This is a genomic window from Cupriavidus sp. GW823-FHT07B10, from assembly GCF_058794355.1.
Genome location: NZ_JBXAGS010000011.1, coordinates 156,326 through 176,198, shown reverse-complemented (window position 1 = coordinate 176,198; position 19,873 = coordinate 156,326). Strand labels below are relative to the sequence as shown.

The 19,873-nt window shown below is 67.1% G+C and carries 19 protein-coding genes; 6 read left to right on the top strand and 13 right to left on the bottom strand.

What is annotated here, in order from left to right:
• Positions 1–75: 75 nt before the first annotated feature.
• From AC1Q6V_RS22535 to AC1Q6V_RS22500, 8 genes are all read right to left on the bottom strand, one after another.
• Positions 76–1,176 (bottom strand): isopenicillin N synthase family dioxygenase, encoded by a 1,101-nt coding sequence (locus tag AC1Q6V_RS22535; protein WP_011617500.1) that lies wholly within the window; start codon positions 1,174–1,176, stop codon positions 76–78.
• A 96-nt stretch (positions 1,177–1,272) separates the two neighbouring features.
• Positions 1,273–2,445, bottom strand: a complete 1,173-nt coding sequence (locus AC1Q6V_RS22530; RefSeq protein ID WP_037023437.1) for an ABC transporter substrate-binding protein — start codon at positions 2,443–2,445, stop codon at positions 1,273–1,275.
• Between the two features lie 106 nt (positions 2,446–2,551).
• Positions 2,552–2,887: a hypothetical protein gene (locus AC1Q6V_RS22525; protein WP_010810315.1), complete on the bottom strand. Its 336-nt coding sequence runs from the start codon at positions 2,885–2,887 to the stop codon at positions 2,552–2,554.
• A gap of 37 nt (positions 2,888–2,924) precedes the next feature.
• Positions 2,925–3,827: a methylmalonyl Co-A mutase-associated GTPase MeaB gene (gene meaB / locus AC1Q6V_RS22520; protein WP_010810316.1), complete on the bottom strand. Its 903-nt coding sequence runs from the start codon at positions 3,825–3,827 to the stop codon at positions 2,925–2,927.
• The gene (locus tag AC1Q6V_RS22515; protein WP_010810317.1) at positions 3,824–4,951 is read right to left on the bottom strand and encodes a CaiB/BaiF CoA transferase family protein; all 1,128 of its coding nucleotides are present in this window, start codon (positions 4,949–4,951) and stop codon (positions 3,824–3,826) included. Before AC1Q6V_RS22515 ends, meaB begins: the two co-directional genes overlap by 4 nt.
• Complete coding sequence (locus AC1Q6V_RS22510; protein ID WP_010810318.1) at positions 4,948–5,364, bottom strand: cobalamin B12-binding domain-containing protein; 417 nt, start codon at positions 5,362–5,364, stop codon at positions 4,948–4,950. The genes AC1Q6V_RS22515 and AC1Q6V_RS22510 overlap by 4 nt, the downstream gene beginning before the upstream one ends.
• Positions 5,361–6,986 (bottom strand): acyl-CoA mutase large subunit family protein, encoded by a 1,626-nt coding sequence (locus tag AC1Q6V_RS22505; RefSeq protein ID WP_010810319.1) that lies wholly within the window; start codon positions 6,984–6,986, stop codon positions 5,361–5,363. The genes AC1Q6V_RS22510 and AC1Q6V_RS22505 overlap by 4 nt, the downstream gene beginning before the upstream one ends.
• Complete coding sequence (locus tag AC1Q6V_RS22500; protein WP_011617503.1) at positions 6,983–7,762, bottom strand: enoyl-CoA hydratase/isomerase family protein; 780 nt, start codon at positions 7,760–7,762, stop codon at positions 6,983–6,985. Before AC1Q6V_RS22500 ends, AC1Q6V_RS22505 begins: the two co-directional genes overlap by 4 nt.
• Positions 7,763–7,940: 178 nt before the next feature.
• Here AC1Q6V_RS22500 and AC1Q6V_RS22495 point away from each other — a divergent pair, with 178 nt between their 5' ends.
• On the top strand, positions 7,941–8,699 hold the full coding sequence (locus AC1Q6V_RS22495) for an IclR family transcriptional regulator (RefSeq protein WP_010810321.1): 759 nt from the start codon (positions 7,941–7,943) through the stop codon (positions 8,697–8,699).
• 13 nt (positions 8,700–8,712) lie between these two features.
• The gene (locus tag AC1Q6V_RS22490; RefSeq protein ID WP_439671994.1) at positions 8,713–9,330 is read left to right on the top strand and encodes a uracil-DNA glycosylase family protein; all 618 of its coding nucleotides are present in this window, start codon (positions 8,713–8,715) and stop codon (positions 9,328–9,330) included.
• Positions 9,331–9,373: 43 nt separating this feature from the next.
• On the opposite strand, the gene AC1Q6V_RS22485 is transcribed toward AC1Q6V_RS22490, so the two are convergent.
• From AC1Q6V_RS22485 to AC1Q6V_RS22475, 3 genes are read right to left on the bottom strand one after another with little or no spacing between them, the layout of a single operon-like run.
• Positions 9,374–10,366 (bottom strand): tripartite tricarboxylate transporter substrate-binding protein, encoded by a 993-nt coding sequence (locus AC1Q6V_RS22485; RefSeq protein ID WP_454749671.1) that lies wholly within the window; start codon positions 10,364–10,366, stop codon positions 9,374–9,376.
• A gap of 32 nt (positions 10,367–10,398) precedes the next feature.
• Positions 10,399–11,898, bottom strand: coding sequence for a M81 family metallopeptidase (locus AC1Q6V_RS22480; RefSeq protein WP_454749672.1), 1,500 nt, complete (start codon positions 11,896–11,898; stop codon positions 10,399–10,401).
• Positions 11,899–11,924: 26 nt separating this feature from the next.
• Positions 11,925–12,914, bottom strand: a complete 990-nt coding sequence (locus AC1Q6V_RS22475) for a Bug family tripartite tricarboxylate transporter substrate binding protein (RefSeq protein ID WP_010810325.1) — start codon at positions 12,912–12,914, stop codon at positions 11,925–11,927.
• A 135-nt stretch (positions 12,915–13,049) separates the two neighbouring features.
• Between AC1Q6V_RS22475 and AC1Q6V_RS22470 the strand changes: the two genes are divergently transcribed.
• Positions 13,050–14,093 (top strand): LysR family transcriptional regulator, encoded by a 1,044-nt coding sequence (locus tag AC1Q6V_RS22470; protein ID WP_234788061.1) that lies wholly within the window; start codon positions 13,050–13,052, stop codon positions 14,091–14,093.
• Between the two features lie 18 nt (positions 14,094–14,111).
• Here the strand turns inward: AC1Q6V_RS22470 and AC1Q6V_RS22465 are convergent, their stop codons facing one another.
• Complete coding sequence (locus tag AC1Q6V_RS22465; RefSeq protein WP_439669236.1) at positions 14,112–14,936, bottom strand: IclR family transcriptional regulator; 825 nt, start codon at positions 14,934–14,936, stop codon at positions 14,112–14,114.
• A gap of 130 nt (positions 14,937–15,066) precedes the next feature.
• Between AC1Q6V_RS22465 and AC1Q6V_RS22460 the strand changes: the two genes are divergently transcribed.
• The 3 genes from AC1Q6V_RS22460 (at position 15,067) to AC1Q6V_RS22450 (ending at position 18,974) form a co-directional block, all read left to right on the top strand.
• Positions 15,067–16,722 carry a GMC family oxidoreductase gene (locus AC1Q6V_RS22460; RefSeq protein ID WP_454749673.1) on the top strand — a complete coding sequence of 552 codons (1,656 nt, stop codon included), beginning with the start codon at positions 15,067–15,069 and terminating at the stop codon, positions 16,720–16,722.
• 129 nt (positions 16,723–16,851) lie between these two features.
• Positions 16,852–18,180 carry an MFS transporter gene (locus tag AC1Q6V_RS22455; protein ID WP_011617506.1) on the top strand — a complete coding sequence of 443 codons (1,329 nt, stop codon included), beginning with the start codon at positions 16,852–16,854 and terminating at the stop codon, positions 18,178–18,180.
• 68 nt (positions 18,181–18,248) lie between these two features.
• Positions 18,249–18,974: a GntR family transcriptional regulator gene (locus AC1Q6V_RS22450; RefSeq protein WP_454749674.1), complete on the top strand. Its 726-nt coding sequence runs from the start codon at positions 18,249–18,251 to the stop codon at positions 18,972–18,974.
• Positions 18,975–18,994: 20 nt separating this feature from the next.
• On the opposite strand, the gene AC1Q6V_RS22445 is transcribed toward AC1Q6V_RS22450, so the two are convergent.
• Positions 18,995–19,663 carry an alpha/beta hydrolase gene (locus AC1Q6V_RS22445; RefSeq protein ID WP_011617508.1) on the bottom strand — a complete coding sequence of 223 codons (669 nt, stop codon included), beginning with the start codon at positions 19,661–19,663 and terminating at the stop codon, positions 18,995–18,997.
• Positions 19,664–19,873: the final 210 nt, after the last annotated feature.

Genomic DNA, 19,873 nt, shown 5'->3' with positions numbered 1-19,873 from the left:
CGCGGCCACTCCCGGCCTGTGCGCCTCGCGCAGGCCAGCGGTACCGCCTCAGCCCATGGAAATCGGTCTGCTCCCCTACTGGCTCCGCGCAAGCGAGCCCGGCGACTCCGACTCCTTCATGAACTCCGCGTCGTTGTAGTGATAGAGATCGTCCAGGTAGGGCACGAAGAAGTCATAGAACGAGCGCGAGTCATACCTGATCTCGTCCCCGGGCCTGACGCATTCCGGAATCGGCCCGACATTGGCGTCATCGTCCGGGTAGAAGAAGAAGGTCAGCGCATAGCGCTTCATCGGCGGATTGACCACGCGGTGCGGCGTGGCGATGAAGCGGTCGTTGGACAGGCGGTTCAGGATCTGGCCGGTGTTGACGATCAGCGCGTCCTTGACGTAGCTGACACTCAGCCACTCGCGCGACGGGGTCATGACCTGCAGGCCGGGCACCGGGGTCATCGGCAGCAAGGTCAGGAAGCTGCCGTCGGAATGCGGCGCCAGCGCGTACTGGCCCTCGTCGAGGTGTTCCTCAGGATGGTAGTAGGCGCAGCGCTGGTAGTATTCCGGCGCCTTGAACATGCTGTCGAAATAGTCCGCGCGCAGCTCCAGCGCCCTGGCGTAGATGGGCAGGAACTTCAGCGCCAGGCGCTCCATCGACAACTGGTAGTCGTACAGCGTCTGGCGGAACTCCGGCAGGCTCTCCGGCCACTGGTTCAGGCCACGATGACGCACATTGGCCCGCACCTTGGGGTCGTCCTCGGTGCGGTTGCGCATGAAAAGCCAGGCCGAATTGGTATCCTTCTTGGTGTTCTCCGCAATCTTGGTCCGGATCGCCTCGGACTTCAGGATGGATGCCTTCGGCGGCAGGTAGCCCTGGTGGTGATAGCCGACCCGGTGCCTGAGCTTCTCTTCCATCGGGATCTCGAAGAGCTTGGCGGTCTGGCGGAACGACTCGTCGATCAGGGCGTGCGGGATGCCGTGATTGATCACCGAGAAGAACCCCAGCTCCTCCTGGATCAGCTTGACGTCGGCGGCCAGTTGCTCAAGCGCGCCGGGCACGCCAGCCAGGTAGGGGCCCAGGTCGAGAATGGGCAGGTCGGTCCCGCGCGCTATGGCTGCGCGCACCTGCTCTGAGGGAGCGGCCTGCAACGGCTGGGCCGCAGCCCGGGATGGCATTGCTGTCATGATCGGTGTCTCCTATGGTTTGACTGATACGGGGAACGTGCTGCCTTGCCCGCCGATACGGTGGATCGGCTTGATCAAACTTCCACTGCACACATCTCACTTCCAGAACGCGCATCGGGATTCCGCCCTGGAAGCAAAGGCCTGCTCCCCGGGAATCCGCTGCACCTCCTTGTAGTAGTCCCACGGCTGGCGTGATTCAGCCGGGCTCTTCACTTCCATCAGGCGCAGATCGTGCACCATGCGTCCGTCTCCGCGGATATAGCCGTTCTGGGCGTACATATCGTTGATGCGGGTGGCCTTCATGCCGGCGATCACCTTCGCGGCGGCGTCCGTGCCGGCAGCCTTCACCGCGCGCAGATAGTGCTGTGTCGCCGAGTAGCTGGCCGCCTGCATGCTGGTGGGCTTCTTCTTCATCTTGTCCTGGAACCGCCCTGCCCACTTCCTTGAGTCATCGCTCTGGTCCCAGTACCAGGCTTCGGTCAGGGTGATGCCCTGGGTCAGTCCCAGGCCGAGGGCGTGCACATCCGTGATGAACAGCATCAGCCCCGCGATCTTCATCGACCTGGAGATGCCGAATTCGTTGGCCGCCTTGATCGCATTGATGGTGTCGCCGCCGCCGTTGGCCAGCCCCAGGACCTGGGCCCGCGATGCCTTGGCCTGCAGCAGGAAGGAGGAAAAATCGGAGGCGGACAAAGGATGCCGGACGCTGCCCAGGACCTTGCCGCCGCCGGCGGTGACCACCGCCGCGGTCTCCTTCTCCAGCGAGGCGCCAAAGGCATAGTCCACCGTCAGGAAGTACCACGACCGTCCGCCCTGCCTGGTCATGGCGGCACCGGTGCCCCTGGCCAGGGCCACGGTGTCATAGAGATAGTGGATGGTATAGGGCGAGCACTCCTCATTGGTCAGCTGCGCCGCCACGCCGCCGGTCACCATGACCGGGCGCTGCTTTTCCGCTGCGACCTTGGCCACCGCCAGGCTGGTGCCGGAACTGGGCCCGCTGATGATCATGTCCACCCCTTGCCGGTCGAACCACTCGCGGGCCTGCGTGGCCGCGGTATCGGGCTTGCCGGCATGGTTGGCGTGGACCAGCTCGATGCGCTTGCCGTTGATCTCGCCGCCGGCATCCGCAATCGCCATCCGCACTGCCTCGACCAGGCCGTTGCCGCCCATGTCAGAGTAAAGCCCTGACATGTCCGCCAGCACGCCGATCTTCACCGACTCGTCGCTGAACTGGGCCGCAGCCGGTCCGGCCAGGGCCAGGCCGGCCATGCCCAGCAACGCAGCCGGCCACCTGATCCGCCTTGCCCGGCCTTCAGGCACTCGTTTTCTATTTATCCGCATCTCCCCTCCTGTCGACAGATTGCACTGCATCCGTTCACGCCCGCATCCCGCCTGGTGGCGCTGCCTCTGCCCCGGCCGGGCTGGCCAATGCGGACAGGTGCGCTTTCCTGAGCCTGCGCAACTGCCCCGGATTTGCCCGCACGCTTTCCACCGTTTCGAAATAGCGCCACAGTTCCCCGTCTATGTCGGCACGCAGCCTGATCGCGTCCAGCAGGCGGATTACCGCCAGCCGCTCGTGCCGCATCCTGACGCTGTGCCGCAGCAGCGCCAGCGCGGCCGCCCGCACATCTGGCACCTGGTGCGCCGGGGTTTCGGCGCGGCCGGCGGTGCGGATGGTTTTCTTGAGTGCCTTGATTCTTTCGCGCGACATGGTGCTTGCGGCTCCGGCGTTGTTCGGACTGGCAGCGCTACGCGCCAATGGCTTTGCCCAGCTGGGTCCAGGCCTGGGACAGCTGCTGCCGCAGTGGCAGGGCCAGGAATTCATCGTCCTGATTGGCGACCACCTCGGCGACCTGGACCTCGAGCAGGCGCTTCAGCCGGTAGCGGGCCCGCTGCCTGCGCAAGGCCGCCTGCCGCCCGGCGGCAGCCAGCCACGCCTGGTGCCGGTCGATGGCATCGGACAGGGCACTGACCGAGGCGGGACGCGATGCCGCGGTCAGCAGCACCGGCGGAACCCACGCGCCCTGCGCATGCCGCGTGATGGCGCCGATGCGCCGGATATCCGTGGCCATGCGCTGGGCGCCCGGCAGGTCTGCCTTGTTGACGACGAAGATATCGGCCATTTCCATGATTCCCGCCTTCATCGCCTGCACCATGTCCCCACTGTCCGGCAACAACAGCAGCACCAGCGTATCGACCTGCGCGCGCGCCGCGTATTCCGTCTGGCCGACACCGACCGTTTCCAGCAGCACCTCGGCAAAGCCGAAGTCATCCATCGCATCCAGCATCTCCGGGAGGTTGTCAGCCAGGCCATCCGAGGTGCCGCGCGAGCCCAGCGAGCGGATGTAGAGTTCCGGGCTGGTGCCAAGCTCATCCATGCGGATCCGGTCCCCGAGGATGGCGCCGCCGCTCCTGGGACTGCTGGGATCCACCGCGAGCACGCCGAGGCGCCCCTTAGACGCGCGCGCCATGGCGAGGTGGCCCAACAGGGTGCTCTTGCCCGCGCCGGGCGCACCGGTCATGCCGATGCGCCTGGCCGGATGCAGCGGGGTATCCCGCTGCGCTCGCTGCACCAGCTCCGCGGGCGTGGCGTTGGCGATGCGGGTCAGCGTCCGGCCCAGCGCGCCCCGGTCGAGCGAGGACGGGTTCATGGCGCCACCTTGCCCAGGACTTCATCGCGATGCTCGTCAAGCAACGGCGGCAGGCCATAGCTCGGCTCGTAATCCGAGAAGCGGATCGGGCTTGCCACCGCGCGCAGCGGCAACTCGCCCTGCCCCAGCGCCACGATCAGCGAGCGCGCAGCGGTGATGTCGCTGCCCAACGCCTCATTCAATGTGCCCACCTCCGACACCACCACGCCCTGTGGCCCCAGGCGCCGCACCCATTGCGCCGCCGGGGCGGAGCGCAGCACCTCGGCAATCTCGGGTATCACCTCGGCACGGTGCGCGCGGCGGCCCGCCATGGTGGCAAAGCGCGGATCCGTGGTCCACGCCGGCCGGTCCACCTCCTCGCAGAAGGTCTTCCAGAAGCGGTCATGGGTGATGAAAAGCGTCAGCCAGCCCTTGGCGGTCGGGAAGATCTGTGCGGGCACCAGGTAGGGATGCGACGAGTCGGCCAGCCGCTCGATGGTCTCCCCCGCGTTCAGGGCGGCCCCGGCAAGGTAGTTGAGCTGTGACAGCATCACGTCGTACATGGCCACGTCCACCTGCCCACCCCGCCCCTGCACGATCTTCGCAAGCAAGCCCACTGCGGCAACCAGGCCAGCCGAGTTGTCCACCGCCGAGTAGCCGGCCTTGGTGGGCGGTGCCGCCGGATCTCCCGTCAAGGCCATGACCCCGGTCATGGCCTGGATCACATAGTCGTATGCCGGGCTGTCCGAATAGGGGCCGTCAAGGCCGTAGCCGGTGACGGCCACGCAGACCAGCTGCTCATTCCACTGGCGCAGCACCTCGTAGGTGAGCCCGAGCTTGCGCACCGCCGCCGGACGCAGGTTGGTCACCAGCGCATGGGATTGCCGCAACAGCCGCCCGAGTGCCAGCGTCCCTGCCTCGCTGGCGAGGTCGAGCACCACGCTTTTCTTGTTGCGGTTCAGGCTGGCAAAGTAGGCATTGTGCGGGCCGATGAAATGGGGGCTGATGGTGCGGCCGATATCACCTTCCGGGGTCTCGATCTTGATCACCTCGGCGCCCAGGTCGGTCATCATCAGCCCGCAGTAGGGCCCGGCAAGCATGTGGCCGACTTCGATGATGCGGATGCCGGCAAGGGGCGCGCTCACGCCAGGCTCCTGCCCAGATTGCTGACCACCGTCTCCAGCGGCATGTCGGCGGTAAACACAGCGGTGACCCCCAGCGTCCGCAGGAAGGGCTGGTCCTCGGCGGGAATGGTGCCGCCGACAAAGACCTTGATGTCATGCGCATTGAGTTCGCGCAGCTGGGCGATGACCTCCCCCACCAGCTCCTTGTGGCTGCCAGACAGGATGCTCAGGCCGACTGCGTCAACGCCCTCGTCGACAGCGACCTGCGCGATCTGCAATGGGCTGCGGCGCAGGCCGGTGTAGATGACTTCGGCACCGGCATTGCGCAACGTCAGCGCGATGATCTTCGCGCCGATATCGTGGCCGTCCAGGCCGGGCTTGCCAATCAGTATCCGCTTGCCGGACAACGCGCCGGCGGCTTGCAAGGTGTTCATAGGTTCACCGGCTCCTTGAATTCGCCCCATTGCTGCTTCAGGCAAGCCACCATCTCTCCGACCGTGGCATAGGCATGGCAGCAATCCACCAGATAGGGCATGACGTTCTCGCTGTCCCTGGCGGCCGCGGCCGTCAGCCGGGCCAGCGATGCGTCCACGGCTGACTGCTGGCGCGTATCCAGCACGCGCTGGAACTTCTCCAGGGCCCGCTGCGCGACGGTCGGATCCAGCGTGAACACCTCGCCGACCCGGATCTCCTCCCCCTCCTTCCTGAAGTGGTTCTGGCCGACGATGACGGTCTGGCCGGAATCGGTGTCCAGCTTGCGCTGCAGGCCCCGCTCGGCCAGCCGCATCTGGATCCAGCCATCCTCGATGGCAGGGATCACGCCGCCGTACGCCTCGATCTCGTCCATCACGTGGACGATCTGCGCCTCCATCCGGTCGGTGTGCTGCTCCAGGAAGTAGCTGCCGCCCAGCGGATCGACGGTCCGGCCGATGCCGCTTTCATAGGCGATGATCTGCTGCGTGCGCACGGCCAGCTCGGCGGAGAACTCGGTCGGGATCTGGAAGGCCTCGTCGAAGGCACAGGTGAAGATCGACTGGGCCCCGCCCAGCACCGCGGCCATGGTCTCCACCGCCACCCGCACCACGTTGTTGTAAGGCTGGGGCGCCACCAGCGACGATCCCCCGCAGACGACCCCGAAGCGGAAATGCTGGGCCTTCGCATCCCTGGCGCCATAGCGCTCCTTCATCAGGCGCGCCCAGAGCCGGCGGCCCGCCCGGAACTTGGCGATCTCGTCGAAGAAGTCCATGTGCACGTAGAAGAAGAAGGACAGGCGCTTGGCAAACTTCTCCACGTCGCCGCCCCGGGCACGCAGCTCGTCCACATAGGCCAGTCCGTTGGCCAGGGTGTACGCCATTTCCTCGGCCGCGGTGGCCCCCGCGTCGCGCACATGGGCGCCGGCGATGCTGATGGGGTTGAAGCGTGGCGAGACCTCGTTCGAATAGAGGATCGAATCGGCGATCAGCCGCATCGACGGCCGCACCGGGAAGATCCAGGTGCCGCGCGCGACGTACTCCTTCAGGATGTCGTTCTGGATCGTGCCGGTCAGCTTGCTGCGCGGCACGTTCTGCTTGTCTGCGACGGCCAGGTACATGGCATAGACGATCGCGGCCGTGCCGTTGATGGTGAACGAGGTCGAGATCCTTGACAGGTCCAGGCCGTCGAACAGGATCTCGGCCTCGCTCAGGTTCGACAGCGACACGCCGACCTTGCCGATTTCCGGCCGGGCCATCGGGTGGGTCGGATCGAAGCCGCATTGGGTCGGCAGGTCCAGCGCCACTGAAAGGCCGGTCTGGCCCTGCGCCAGCAGGAACTTGTAGCGCTCGTTGGACTCCTCCGCGGTGCCGAATCCCGAGTACTGGCGGATGGTCCACAGCCGGCCCTGGTAGCCATCGGGAAAGATGCCGCGCGTGAACGGGTAGCTGCCGGGGTCCCCGATCCTGTCCGGATGGACCGCCGCCGCATCCACGCTCGCCGGAACCTCGATGCCGCTCTGGCTGACCGGCCGCAAGGCCGGCTCGGCGCCCGCATCCGTCATGGACAGCTCAGCGTTGCTCATTGGGCCCTCCTGGAGAGGATGCCCTCGGCAGCGTTCCAATGGTCCGCATGGAGCCAGGTATGCAACAGTTGCTGCTGCTCGATGGTGCGGGCAGCGTCATGCGACTCGCCGCGCCGGCTGGCCGCGGTCTGCGCCTTGATGCCGCGCAGCACCTGCGGGGCGCAGCCCAGCAGCGGTTGCAGGAAGGCGTGGATGTCCTTGCCGGCGGGTCCGTCCGTGACCACCGCATCGGCCAAGCCCCACTGCAGCGCCTGCTGCGCATCGACAAGCTCGCAACGGCTCATCATGCGCATGGCCCGCGCCGCGCCGACGATCCGGCACAGGTCGGGGCCGCCGCCCCAGGCCGAGGTGATGGCCAGCCGCGCCTGGATAAAGCCGATGCGCGCGCTCGCCGACTGCAGCCGCATGTCGCAGGCCAATGCCAGCTCGGCGCCGCCGCCGATGGCATCGCCGTTCAGGTAGGCCAGCACCGGCAGCGGGCAGTCGCGCACCGCATCCAGGGCACCGCGCGCCTGCTCGCTCATGGCCAGCGTAGCCTCCCGGTCGCGCACGCCGGACAGCTCGACCAGATCGCCGCCTGCCGCAAAGAAGCGCTGGCCGGCGCCGGTCAGCACGATGCAGCGCACCCCGGGCTGCGCCGCCGCGGCGCTCACCACCTGCGCCAATCCCGCCAGCACGTGGCGGGCCAGCGCATTGTGTTTCTGCGCCCGGTCGATCGTGATCCATAGCGCGCCGCCGGCGCGCTCCTCCACGGTGATGTCCTTAGCTGCGTACACGCTGTTCTGCCTCCCGACTGGTTTGAATCGATGCTAGGCGGGGGCTTATTCCGGCACAAGAACGCTAGTTCCGTATCTCGAACAAATGAGTACAATGCAGCGGAATACGGCCACGCCGCCGGCGTTTGTTCAGCCGGCCGAATTTCTTCCAGCCAGGTGCAAGCGAAAGGAGGGGACTATGTCCGGCGTCACGGTGACCGCCATCGAGCGGGTGATCGATATCCTTGAAGCCTTCCAGGCAAACCAGCGGCCGCTGTCGCTGACGGAGCTGGCGGAGGCGATAGACATTCCCAAGAGCACCTGCCACGCCATCGTCTCGACCCTGATGGCACGCGGCTACCTCTATTCCCTCACCCGTCCGCGCGCGCTCTATCCCACCCGGCGCATCTATGACGTGGCGCGCGACATCACCGAGAAAGACCCGTTCGTGGAACGCGCCACGCCGGTGCTGGAGCGGCTGCGCGACGCCACGCGGGAAACCGTGATCCTTGGCAAGCGGCAGGGTGAATCCGTGATCTACCTGCAGGTCATCGAAGGCGTGCACGCGATCCGCTACACGGCCAAGCCGGGGGAGTTCAAGCCGCTGCACTCGAGCTCCATCGGCAAGGCCATCCTGGGCGGCCTGAAGGAGCAGGAGCTGCGCGGCTGGCTGGCCGGCCGGGAACTGCCCGCCATCACCATGGCCACCAAGACCGACCCGGAGGCCCTCGTGCGCGACATCCAGGAAAGCCGGCGCGCCGGCTACTTCGTCACGCGCGGCGAGAACGTCAGCGACGTCTGGGCCGTCGCGACCTTCCTCACGTTGAACAATGAGACCCTGGCCATTGCCGTGGCAGGGCCGAAGAACCGGATGGAGACGTGCATCCCTGAGTGCGCGAAAGTGCTGGTGGCCACCTGCAGCTTCCTGTCGCGGCAGGTGGCAGGCAACCACGCGTGATGGCGCAGTGACGATGAGCCGGCCCCGCTACGCCTCGCTCGATGCCCTGCTGACCGAAGTGCGGGCTTGCCGCGCCTGTGCGCCACACCTGCCGCTGGGCCCGCGCCCGATCGTGCGCGTCGGGGCCGACGCGCGCATCCTGATCGTCGGCCAGGCGCCGGGGATACGCGTGCATGAAACCGGCATTCCCTGGAACGATGCAAGCGGCGACCGCCTGCGGCAGTGGCTCGGGGTCGATGCCGCCACCTTCCTCGACGAATCGCAGTTCGCGATCATCCCGATGGGGTTCTGCTATCCCGGACGCGGCAAGAGCGGCGACAACCCGCCGCGCCGCGAATGCGCGCCATTGTGGCTCGACCGGCTGCTGGCGCAACTGCCGTCGATCGAGCTGACCTTGCTGGTCGGCCAGTACGCACAGCGCCATTTCCTCGGGGCGCGCCGCAAGCCAACGCTGACCGAGACCGTCAGGGCATGGAAGGACTACGCGCCCGGCTTCGTGCCGTTGCCGCATCCGTCACCGCGCAACCAGCCGTGGTTCAAGCAGCATCCCTGGTTTGAGGACGAGGTGCTGCCGATGTTGCGTGAGCGGGTTGGCCGGCTGTTGCGGCACGGCCCTGCGCAATCAGGGTAGGCAGCAAGCGATACCCGCGCCACCGTCGCCTGGCCCGCTCGCCTCATTCGCTGGCCGTAAAGCCCGAAGCCGCGACCACCGGGCCCCACTGCGTGCGCTGCGCCTGGATGAGCTTGCGCAGGGCATCCCCCGGCTTGCCGTTCATCTCCATGCCCAGCGCCGACATCTTGTCGCGCACCACGGGATCCTTGACGGCGTCCAGCAGCGCCTTCTCGATCTTCGCCACCGCAGCCGGCGGCGTCCCCGCCGGCACAAAAGCCGAGTACCAGCCTGACGCCGCCTCGAAACCCGGCGCGCCCGCCTCCGCCAGCGTTGGCACATCAGGCAGCAGCGCCGACCGGCGGGTCCCGGTGACGCCGAGGAAACGGATCTTGCCCGCCCGGTACAGCTCCATCTGGCCCCCCACCGCATCGATACCCAGCGGCAGCGTGCCGCCGATCTCATCGGTCAGCATCATGACGGCGCCGCGATAGGCAGTGGGCAGCAACGGCACGCCAATCGACTTGCTGAGCGACAGCACCCCGAAATGAATGCTGCCGCCGAGCGTGACCAGCCCGACACCGCCCTTGTCCGGGTTGCGCTTCACCCATGCCAGGTATTCCGGCATGGTCCGATAGGGCTGGTTGACGCTGGCGGACGCCACCAGCGGCACATCGGCCAGGTAGGCGACCGGAACCAGATCCTTGTCGGGGTCATAGGCCAGGCGCTTGTAGGTCAGCGGAAAGATGGTGAACGGCGGCGCGGGCGAGATCAGCACCGTCTTGCCGTCTGGCGGCGCGCGTTTGACGTTCTCCAGCGCCAGCCGCGCCGATGCGCCGGGGCGGTTCTCGACCAGGACAGGCGTGTCGAGCGAAACACGCAGCTTTTCAGCAAGCGCGCGCGCGAAGATGTCCAGCGCGCCACCGGCCGCGAAGCCGACGACGATGCGCACGGGCGCGTCGCCGCTGGCGGGGGCAGCCATGGCAGGAACGGCACTGGCACCCAGGGCCAATGCCAGCGCGGCGGCCAGCCGTCGCAAGGGGGTCGAATAGGTCATGCGGTCACTCCGGTTGACGGCGGCGGATGCGCTCAGGCAGCCTCGAGCACGGTATGCGCTTCCAGCGGATAGATCGGGCGGCGCAGGTTGCGGAACGGAAACTGGCTGTAGTCAGAGCTGCAGACGCCGGGGCCGGCCACCAGCACGATCTCGCTGGCGATCGGCTCGAACCCTGCGCGGAAGTGCTGGCGCGACTTGATCAGGATGTACCTGCGGCGCGACAGGTCGATGCCCGCATGCGTGAACACGCCGGTATCGAACGGCTCCTGCGGCTTCTCGCAGATCACGACCAGCGTGCCGGCGACATCCAGCACCACGGTGCGGCCCAGGCTCAGCTTCATGCCTGTGAACATCGGGCCGGTGACCTGGTAGTTGCCGTCGGTAATGCACTGCACCCGGCCGCTCAGCCGCAGCGGACGGCCCTTCAGGTCCAGCGCGGGCATGTCGGTCTTGCCGCCCACATCCAGTGTGACGGACTGCCCGACGCCGGCGGCAATCAGTTCCGCCACCGCGCCCGGGTCCCAGAACGGCCCGGCGACCACGCCTTCGAGCCCCTGGCGCAGGACTTCGCCCAGCACCGTCATTTCATCCGTCGGCCCGCCAGCGCCGCAGTTATCGCCATGGTCGACCAGCACGACCGGGCCCTGCGTGAGCGTCTTGGCGCGCGCGATGGATTCCTCCATCGGCTCGATCGGAAAAACAAAATCAGCCCGGCGTTCCCACGCCATGCCGCAGAGCTCGTCGAGCAGGCGCCGCCCTGCGTCGACCCTGGCGGCATCCGCCACGATCACCACGGCCAGGCCGGTATGCGGGATATCGGCAAGCGGAAAACCACCAAACACCGAGGCGTTGAGCACCTCGCCATCGCGCTCGGCCGCCATCGCACGCTCCATGATGTCCTTCATGGGTTGCGCGCGCGGGGTCTGGCGCAGCATGTGGGTGAGCATCGGCAGCGTGCGCCACAACAGGACCGGGCGGGCCTCGCCTCGCAGCGCCGCCATCAGGGTACGGGCGGCGCGTGCGCCGGTCTCGTACACGTCCACGTGGGGATAGGTGCAGTAGCCGGCGATCACGGTCGCATTGTCAACCAGCGCAGCGCTGAAGTTGGCGTGGAAATCCAGCGATACCGCGATCGGCACCTCGGGCGCGGCGGCACGGATGCGTGCCAGCAGTTCGCCTTCGGCATCCGGATAGCCCTCGGCCACCATGGCGCCGTGCAGGTCCAGCATCACGGCATCGCAGCCCGCGCCCACCGCCTCGACAATGCTGGCCGCCATCGACTCGAATGCCTGTGCGGTCACCATGCCACTGGGCACCGCGTTCGCCATCAGGGGCATCACGAACTCGTCGCCCTGGCGGCGTACCAGGTCGATGAACGCGGCCGCGGCGCTGTTGGTGCCCTGGCACGCACGCACCGCGTCGTCGCCGTAGAGCGGGCCAGCGGTGCTGCCGCGGTTGAACGCGCTCAATGGCGTGGCAATCGGCGAAAAGGTATTGGTTTCATGCCGCATCAGGGCAATGACAAAACGCATGGACTGGCTCCGACAGCGTGAAGGGTTCAGTTGGATTCGAGATCGACTGCGCGCGCAATGGCGCCGTAGCGGATCGTTTCCGCTTGCAGGAAGCGGCGGGCCTGCTCGGGGGTGGAAAGGACCGGCTCATAGGCAAGCGTCTGCAGGCGCGCGGCAAAGTCCGCTTCCTGCACGCTGGCCTTCACTTCCCTGTAGAGCCGGTCGATGACCGGGGCCGGCGTACCCGCCTTGACCACCAGCGCCAGGTTGCCGCGTACCTGCAGCACATCCGTGCCGCCCGCCTTCTGCGTTTCGAGGCTGGGAAACTGCGTGACGGGCTCCGCCTGCAGCGTGGCCAGGGGCCTGGCCTTGCCATCCTGGACGTAATTGACCGAAGAGCCGATCACATCGACATGCGCATAGGTCTGGCCGCCGATCAGGTCCGCCATGGCCGGCGGCGAGCCGCGGTATGGAACGATGGTGAAATCCAGGCCATTGCGGCGCTTCCAGTCGGCCAGGCCGAGGTGCGCAGCCCCCGCGACGACGTTGATGCTGATCGACACCTTGCCGGGATTGCGCTGGATATGCGTCTTCAGCTCGCCCAGCGTCATCTCCTTGCGGTCGGCGCGCGTGATGATCCAGTGCGGCACGGTGCTGACGATGGTCACCGGCGTCAGGTCGGTCTCGGGGCGATAGCGCAGGCCCTTGATCGTGAACGGATTGATACTGAGCGTGCCGTCGCTGGCCAGCAGCAGCGTGTTGCCGTCGGCCTTCTCCTTGAGCACCGACGACACACCCGGCACGGTCGCGCCACCGGCGATGTTCTCCACCATCACCGGCTGCCCCAGCCGCTGTTCCAGCTTGCGCGCGAGTGTGCGGCCGATGATGTCGTAGGAACCACCGGCCGGGAACGGCACCACCAGGCGCAGCGGCCGGTCGGGCCACGCGGGTGCGGCAGTTGCGCAAGTGGCTGCGAGCAAGGCTGCGCCGGCAAGCATGCCGCGCATGATCGAGCGCAAATGGCTCATGGTTTCCATGGGTCTCCTCCTGAGGTCTGATTGCCTCGTGATGGCTTGGAATGAATCAGGTGATGCGCCGACTATATGGGATCGGTTCCGATACCAAAAGCGAATAAAAATCGCTGTTTGTTGAGCAAATGGTTAACTTGTAGAATGAGCCACCCGGCCCCGCCGATCGTCGCCTGCCCCATGCCCGCCGAAGCCTTCGCCCATACCCTGCTTGGCCGCCTCAAGCTGCGCCACCTGCGCATCATGCTGGCGCTGAGCGAGATGCCAACCGCCGCAGCCGTCGCCGCGCGCTTTCATGTCAGCCCCGCCGCGGTGTCCAAGACCCTGGCCGAGATCGAAGACATCGTGGGCATGCCGCTGTTCGAGCGCAGCCGCCGCGGCCTGCACCTGACCGAGCCCGGACGGGAGATGGCAGCCCATGCGGCGGTCTTGCTGGCGCAGCTCGAACGGCTCGCCGAATCGCTGCAGGCAGTGCGTGCCGGCAGCCAGGGGGCGTTGCGCATCGCGTTCCGGACGATGTCGGTGCAGCCCTTCCTGGCGCGGGCGATGAGCGACTTCTACCGTGACCATCCGCGCGTGGAGATCAGCGTGATCGAAGGCGGCATCGGCGAACTGGCGGATCAACTGGTGGATGGCTCGCTGGACCTGCTGTTCGCCTATGACGATCCGCGCCTGTCGCTACCCGCGCTGCGCACGGCACCGGTAGTCCCGGCGCAGAAGGTGGTGATTGTCGCCAGCCTGGACCATCCGCTGCTCACGCGCCGCAAGCTGGCGGCGCGGGAACTGTCCGGGCAGCAATGGTGCATTCCGGTGGCCGGCTCGCGCATGCTTCACCTGCTGCACACGGCGTTTCATACCCTAGGGGCGCCGGCGCCCTCGCTGGGCATCCGCACCAGCGATGTGGCCGCCACGGCCAGCTTGTTGCAGGCGGGTCATTTCCTCGCGGTGTTCCCCGAGCGCATTGCCGCGCAGCTCACCCTGGCCAAGGTGGCGCGAGTGCTTCGCTTCGAACTCGGCAGCCGCGTGGAGCCGGTGGTCGCGGTCTGGAACGACGAACTCACGCCACGCACGCCGGCGCGCCTGTTTCGCGAGCTCGTCATGCGTCGCGCCGGCGAGACCCTCGTGGCCGAGCCAGTGCCGTTGCTGGCCGCGCGCGCGGTGGCGGCGGCCGGCGTTCGCAAGCGCTGAACGGGAAGCCGGCCCGGCTCAGTGCGCGCACAGCACCGCAGCCATCTCCCTCGCCGCGCCCTGCAGCGTCGGCACCGCCTGCAGCAGCGCCTCAAGCGAAGCCCGCGCAGTCGGCGCATGACAGGCAATCGCGGCCACCACCCGGCCTGAACCCTCTCCATCCGGCTCGCGCACCGGCACTGCCACCGCGCACATGCCGCGCACGAATTCCTCGTGGTCCACGCCGATGCCGCGCGCGCCCAGCCGGTCCAGCTCGGTGTTGAGTCCCGGCACATCGGACAGCGTGCGCGGCGTGTGCGGGGCCAGGTCCAGCCGCCTGAGCATGTGCTGGCGCTCCAGCCGGTTCATCACTGACAGGAACAGCTTGCCGCTGGCGGTGCAGTGCAGCGGCACGTGGATGCCGGGCGACAGCTGCAGGCGCAGTGGCTCGTGCGTCTCGACCCGCTCCACATAGAGGACCCGGTCGCCGTCGAGCGCGGTGAGGTTGCAGGTCTCGCCCAGGCTCGCCACCAGCCTGGCCAGGATGGCGCGGCACTCGCGCAGCATCGGCGGGCTCCTGAGGGTCTGCAGTGCCAGCGACGCGGCGCCCGGGCCGGGCACATAGCCGCGCTCGGCGGGCATGCGGACCACGAAGCCGGTGCGCTCCATGGCGGCCAGCAGGCGCATCAGTGTCGCCTTGGGCACATGCAACCGCTGCGAAAGCTGGGACAACGTCTGTGGGTGCTGCGCCCTGGCCAGGCTGGACAGCACCATCAGCACGCGCAGGCTGCGTGCATCGTCCTCCACCGCCCCGTCTTCTGCTGCAGTGCGATTCTGAAACGGGAATTGCACGTTCTGTTTCACAACCGGCGTCTCCTCGCGATTGAGCTTTCCATTCCGGCTTTGAAAAATAAAATCCGGAACAGAATGTTTCAGATTATAGATCCAAGCCGGGTGGTTACGTGCCTGCCGGCCAAAAAAGGAGACAGCGACGATGTCGCAAACCGTTGACTACATCGTGGTAGGCGCCGGCTCGGCCGGGTGCGTGCTGGCCAACCGGCTCAGCGAAGACGGCCGCTATTCGGTCTGCCTGCTGGAGGCCGGCCCGCCCGACCGCTACCCGTGGATCCATATCCCGATCGGCTATGGCAAGACCATGTTCCACAAGCAAGTGAACTGGGGCTTCTATACGGATCCCGATCCCAACATGCTCGATCGCCGCATCTACTGGCCGCGCGGCCGCACGCTGGGCGGCAGCAGCGCCATCAACGGCCTGATCTACGTACGCGGCCAGCGCGAGGACTATGACCACTGGGAAACGCTGGGCAATCCGGGCTGGAGCTGGGACAACTGCCTGCCCTACTTCCGCAAGCTCGAGAACAACGACCTTGGCGCCGGCCCCACGCGCGGCACCGACGGCCCGCTGAACGCGACCTCGATCGACCGGCAGCATCCGCTGGTCGATGCCTTCATCGGCGCCGGCCAGGCGCTGGGCCTGCCCCGCAAGACCGACTTCAACGGTGGCGACCAGGAGGGCGTGGGCTATTACCAGCTCACCACCCGCAACGGCTGGCGCTGCTCCACCGCGGTGGCCTACCTGCGCCCGGCGCGCGGGCGCACGAAGCTGCGCGTCGAGACCGATGCCCACACCACCGGGATCCTGTTCGAAGGCAAGCGTGCCGTGGGCGTGCGCTACACCCAGCATGGCCAGCCCTATATCCTGCGGGCGCGGCGCGAGGTGATCCTGTGCGCGGGCGCGCTGCAGTCGCCGCAGTTGCTGCAGCTGTCGGGCATCGGCCCGGCGCCGTTGCTGCAGGACCTGGGCGTACCGGTGGTGCATGCCCTGCCGGGCGTGGGCGAGAACCTGCAGGACCATCTGCAGGTGCGACTGATCTACGAGGTGGCCAAGCCGATCACCACCAACGACCAGCTGCGCTCGCTGACGGGCAAGGCGCGCATGGGCCTGGAATGGCTGCTGATGCGCAAGGGGCCGCTGGCGATCGGCATCAACCAGGGCGCGATGTTCTGCCGCGCACTGCCGCAGGAAAGCGCCACGCCGGACACGCAGTTCCATTTCTCGACCCTGTCCGCCGACATGGCGGGCGGCACGGTGCATCCCTTCTCCGGCTGCACCTATTCGGTATGCCAGTTGCGGCCCGAGTCGCGCGGCACGGTGCGGATCCGCTCGACCGATCCGTATGAGCCGCCGTCGATGCAGCCCAACTACCTGTCGGCCGAGCTGGACCGGCGCTGCACCGTGGCAGCGGTGCGCTACGCCCGGCGCGTGGCGCAGGCCGAACCGATGCGCGGCCTGATGAAGCGCGAGTTCCGGCCGGGCGACGAGGTGCGCAGCGACGACGAGATCCTGCATTTCTGCCGCGAGTACGGTGCCACCATCTTCCATCCGTCGGGCACCGCGAAAATGGGGCCCGCCGCCGATCCATTGGCAGTGGTCGATGCGCGCCTGCGCGTGCATGGCGTGGGCGGGCTGCGCGTGGTGGACTGCTCGGTGATGCCTACGCTGGTCTCGGGCAACACCAACGTGCCGGTGGTGATGATGGCCGAGCGCGCGGCCGACTTCATCCGCGAAGACGCACGGCGGGAAGTGCATCCCGTCGACGTGGCAACCAAGATGGCAGCAGCCGCCTGAGCGGCCTGCGCCAATCCTGATTGCGAACAACCAAGGCCAGGCATCCATAACAAGGCCAAACCCTGCAGTGCATCCGGCGTCCATAACCATCCTTCCAGAGGACGCCGCCCATCACCAGAGGAGACAAGCATGACAAGCCCCAACGAACAGGCGATCCGCAAGGTCGCGCTGGCGTCCGTGATCGGCGCCACCATCGAATGGTATGACTTCTTCCTGTACGGCGTGGTCGCCGGCCTGGTCTTCAACAAGCTGTACTTCCCCGGCAATGACCCGCTGGTGGCCACCATGCTGGCCTACACCACCTTTGCGGTGGGCTTTGTCACGCGGCCGCTGGGCGGCGTGATCTTCGGGCACTTTGGCGACAAGGTCGGCCGCAAGAGCATGCTGGTGATCACGCTGATGATCATGGGCGTGTCCACCTTCCTGATCGGGCTGGTGCCGACCTATGACAGCATCGGCATCCTGGCGCCGATCCTGTTGCTGCTGTTGCGCGTGCTGCAGGGCATCGGCCTGGGTGGCGAATGGGGCGGCGCGGTGCTGATGGCCTATGAGTACGCACCGCCGGGCAAACGGGGCTTCTATGCGTCGCTGCCGCAGATCGGGCTGGCGATCGGACTGTGCCTGGCATCCGGCGTGGTGGCGCTGCTGTCGCTGACCCTGACCGATACGCAGTTTCTGGCGTGGGGCTGGCGCGTGGCCTTCCTGATCTCGGCGGGGATGGTGTTCGTGGGCATGTATATCCGCCTCAACGTCAAGGAGACACCTGAATTCGCCGTGATCAAGCAGCGCAATGCCGAGACCCAGATTCCCTTTGTCGACATGATGCGGCGCTACCCGGGCAATATCCTCAAGGGCATGGGCGCACGCTATATCGACGGGGTCTTCTTCAACATCTTCGGCGTGTTCTCGATCACCTACCTGACCCAGACCATCAATATCAGCCGGACTGAAGCGCTGGTCGGCGTAATGGCGGCGGCCATTGCGATGTGCTTCTTCATTCCGTTCTTCGGCCACCTGTCCGACCGCATCGGCCGCACCCGCGTGTATTTCTGGGGCTCGCTGATCACGGCGCTGTCCGCCTTCCCGGCGTTCTGGCTGATGCTGAACAGCGGCGGCAACACCATGCTGCTGTGGCTGTCCATCGTGGTGCCGTTCGGCATCCTCTACGCCGCGGTCTATGGCCCGGAAGCTGCGCTGTTCTGCGAGCTGTTCGATGCCAGGGTGCGATACACCGGGATCTCGTTCGTCTACCAGTTCTCGGGAATCTTCGCCTCCGGCATCACGCCCATCATCGCCACGGCACTGCTCAAGTCGGGCGGCGGCAAGCCCTGGCAGATCTGCGCCTACGTTGCCTTTGCGGGGGTGGTGTCGGCGTTGTCGGTGGCGCTGATCGGACGGGGCGAAGGCTCCCAGGCACCGCGCGAAAACGGCATGCCGCTGCGCGGTCCGGCACGCTAGGCGCGCAGCGGGCCGCCGCCCGCCGGCAATGTCTTAGAATGGCGCAACGCCAATGACAGGGACATTGCATGCAAACTCCGGACGGCACCGGTGCAGCCGCCGCCCCGCTCCTGCCCAGGGTCGTGCGCCAGCGGCTGCACGACACCGTGGTCGACCACCTGCGCAACTTTATCGTCGAGGGGGTGCTGCCGCCGGGCATGAAGCTCAATGAGCGCGAGCTGTGTGAAACGCTGGGCATCTCGCGCACGCCGCTGCGCGAGGCGCTGAAGGTGCTGGCCGCCGAGGGGCTGATCGAGATCTCGCCCAACCGCGGCGCGAGCGTGTCACGGATGAGCGAGGCCGAGGCCCGGGAAGCCTTCGAGCTGATGAGCGGCCTGGAGGCGTTTGCCGGGGAGCTGGCGTGCGAGCGCATCACGCCGCCGGAGCTGGCCGAGATCAAGGCGCTGCACTACGCCATGCTGGCCTGCCGCGCGCAGAACGACCTGCCCGGCTACTACGCCCGCAACCAGGAGATCCACGACCGCATCGCCGGTGCCGCGCGCAACCAGACGCTGCAGCAGACCTACCTGACGCTCAACCGGCGGCTCAAGGCGATGCGTTTCCGCTCCAACCACCAGACCGACAAATGGGACCGCGCCGTGCACGATCACGAAGAGATGATCCACGCGCTGGAAGCCCGCGACGGCAAGCGGCTGGCGGCCATCCTGCGCCAGCACTTGCTGGAGAAGCGCGCCGCGCTGATGCAGATCCATCCCGACCCGATCGGCGGCGCACCGGCGATGCCGAACGCCTGAGGCCTGGCGCCCTTAAGCCGTCAGGCGGCCGCCCCGGCCTCGGGACGATCCAGGTAGCCGCCGACGATACGGACCAGCAGCGGCAGCTTGCCGGTAAAGAAGTGGTCCGCCCCCGGCACCACTACCACGGGCAGCCCCTGCGGGCGCGCCCAGTCGAACAGCGCGCCGAGTTCCGCGCGCTCGTCACGCTCGCCGTGGACCACCAGGCAATCGGCGGGAACGGCCGGCGTGTCATAGCTGCGGTGCGCCTTGACGGTGCCGTAAGGCGTGCCGGCAAGCACCAGGTGGCGGATCGGCACGGACCGCGCCGCCAGCGTGGCGGCGGCATTGGCCATGACGAACGCACCAAAGGAAAAGCCGGCCAGTGCCAGCGGCAGGCCGGGATGGGCCTCGCGCAGATGGGCGACCACGGCGAGCATGTCCTGCGCCTCGCCGCTGCCCTGGTCATGCTGCCCCGCGGACCCCTCGACCCCGCGGAAATTCGGCCGCACGGTCAGGAAGCCGCGTGCCACCAGCGCCTTGGCCAACTGGTGCGGCACCTTGTGCGTGGCCGAGCCGCCCAGCAGCGGATGCGGATGCGCGACCACGGCGATGCCTCGCGGCGCGCCGGCGGGACGGTCCACCAACATTTCGATCTGCCCGGCCTCGCCGCCGAGCTGCGCCTTTTCCGTGCCTGACGGAACAGCCATGCCATCTCCTGGTAATGAAATGGGCCGCCTGCGGCCCGAAAGACCGTGATGGTAATGCGATTCCCGCAGACCACGCGCCACCGCGCGCGTATCCGTATCAAAATGTCACCCCGTGCGCTATCCGACACAAGGAACGGCTGGGTGGCGTATCCGCTTTCGTATAATTTCGCGAACCGCGGCAAGGCCGTTTTTCGTGTCCTCTGGTCCCGC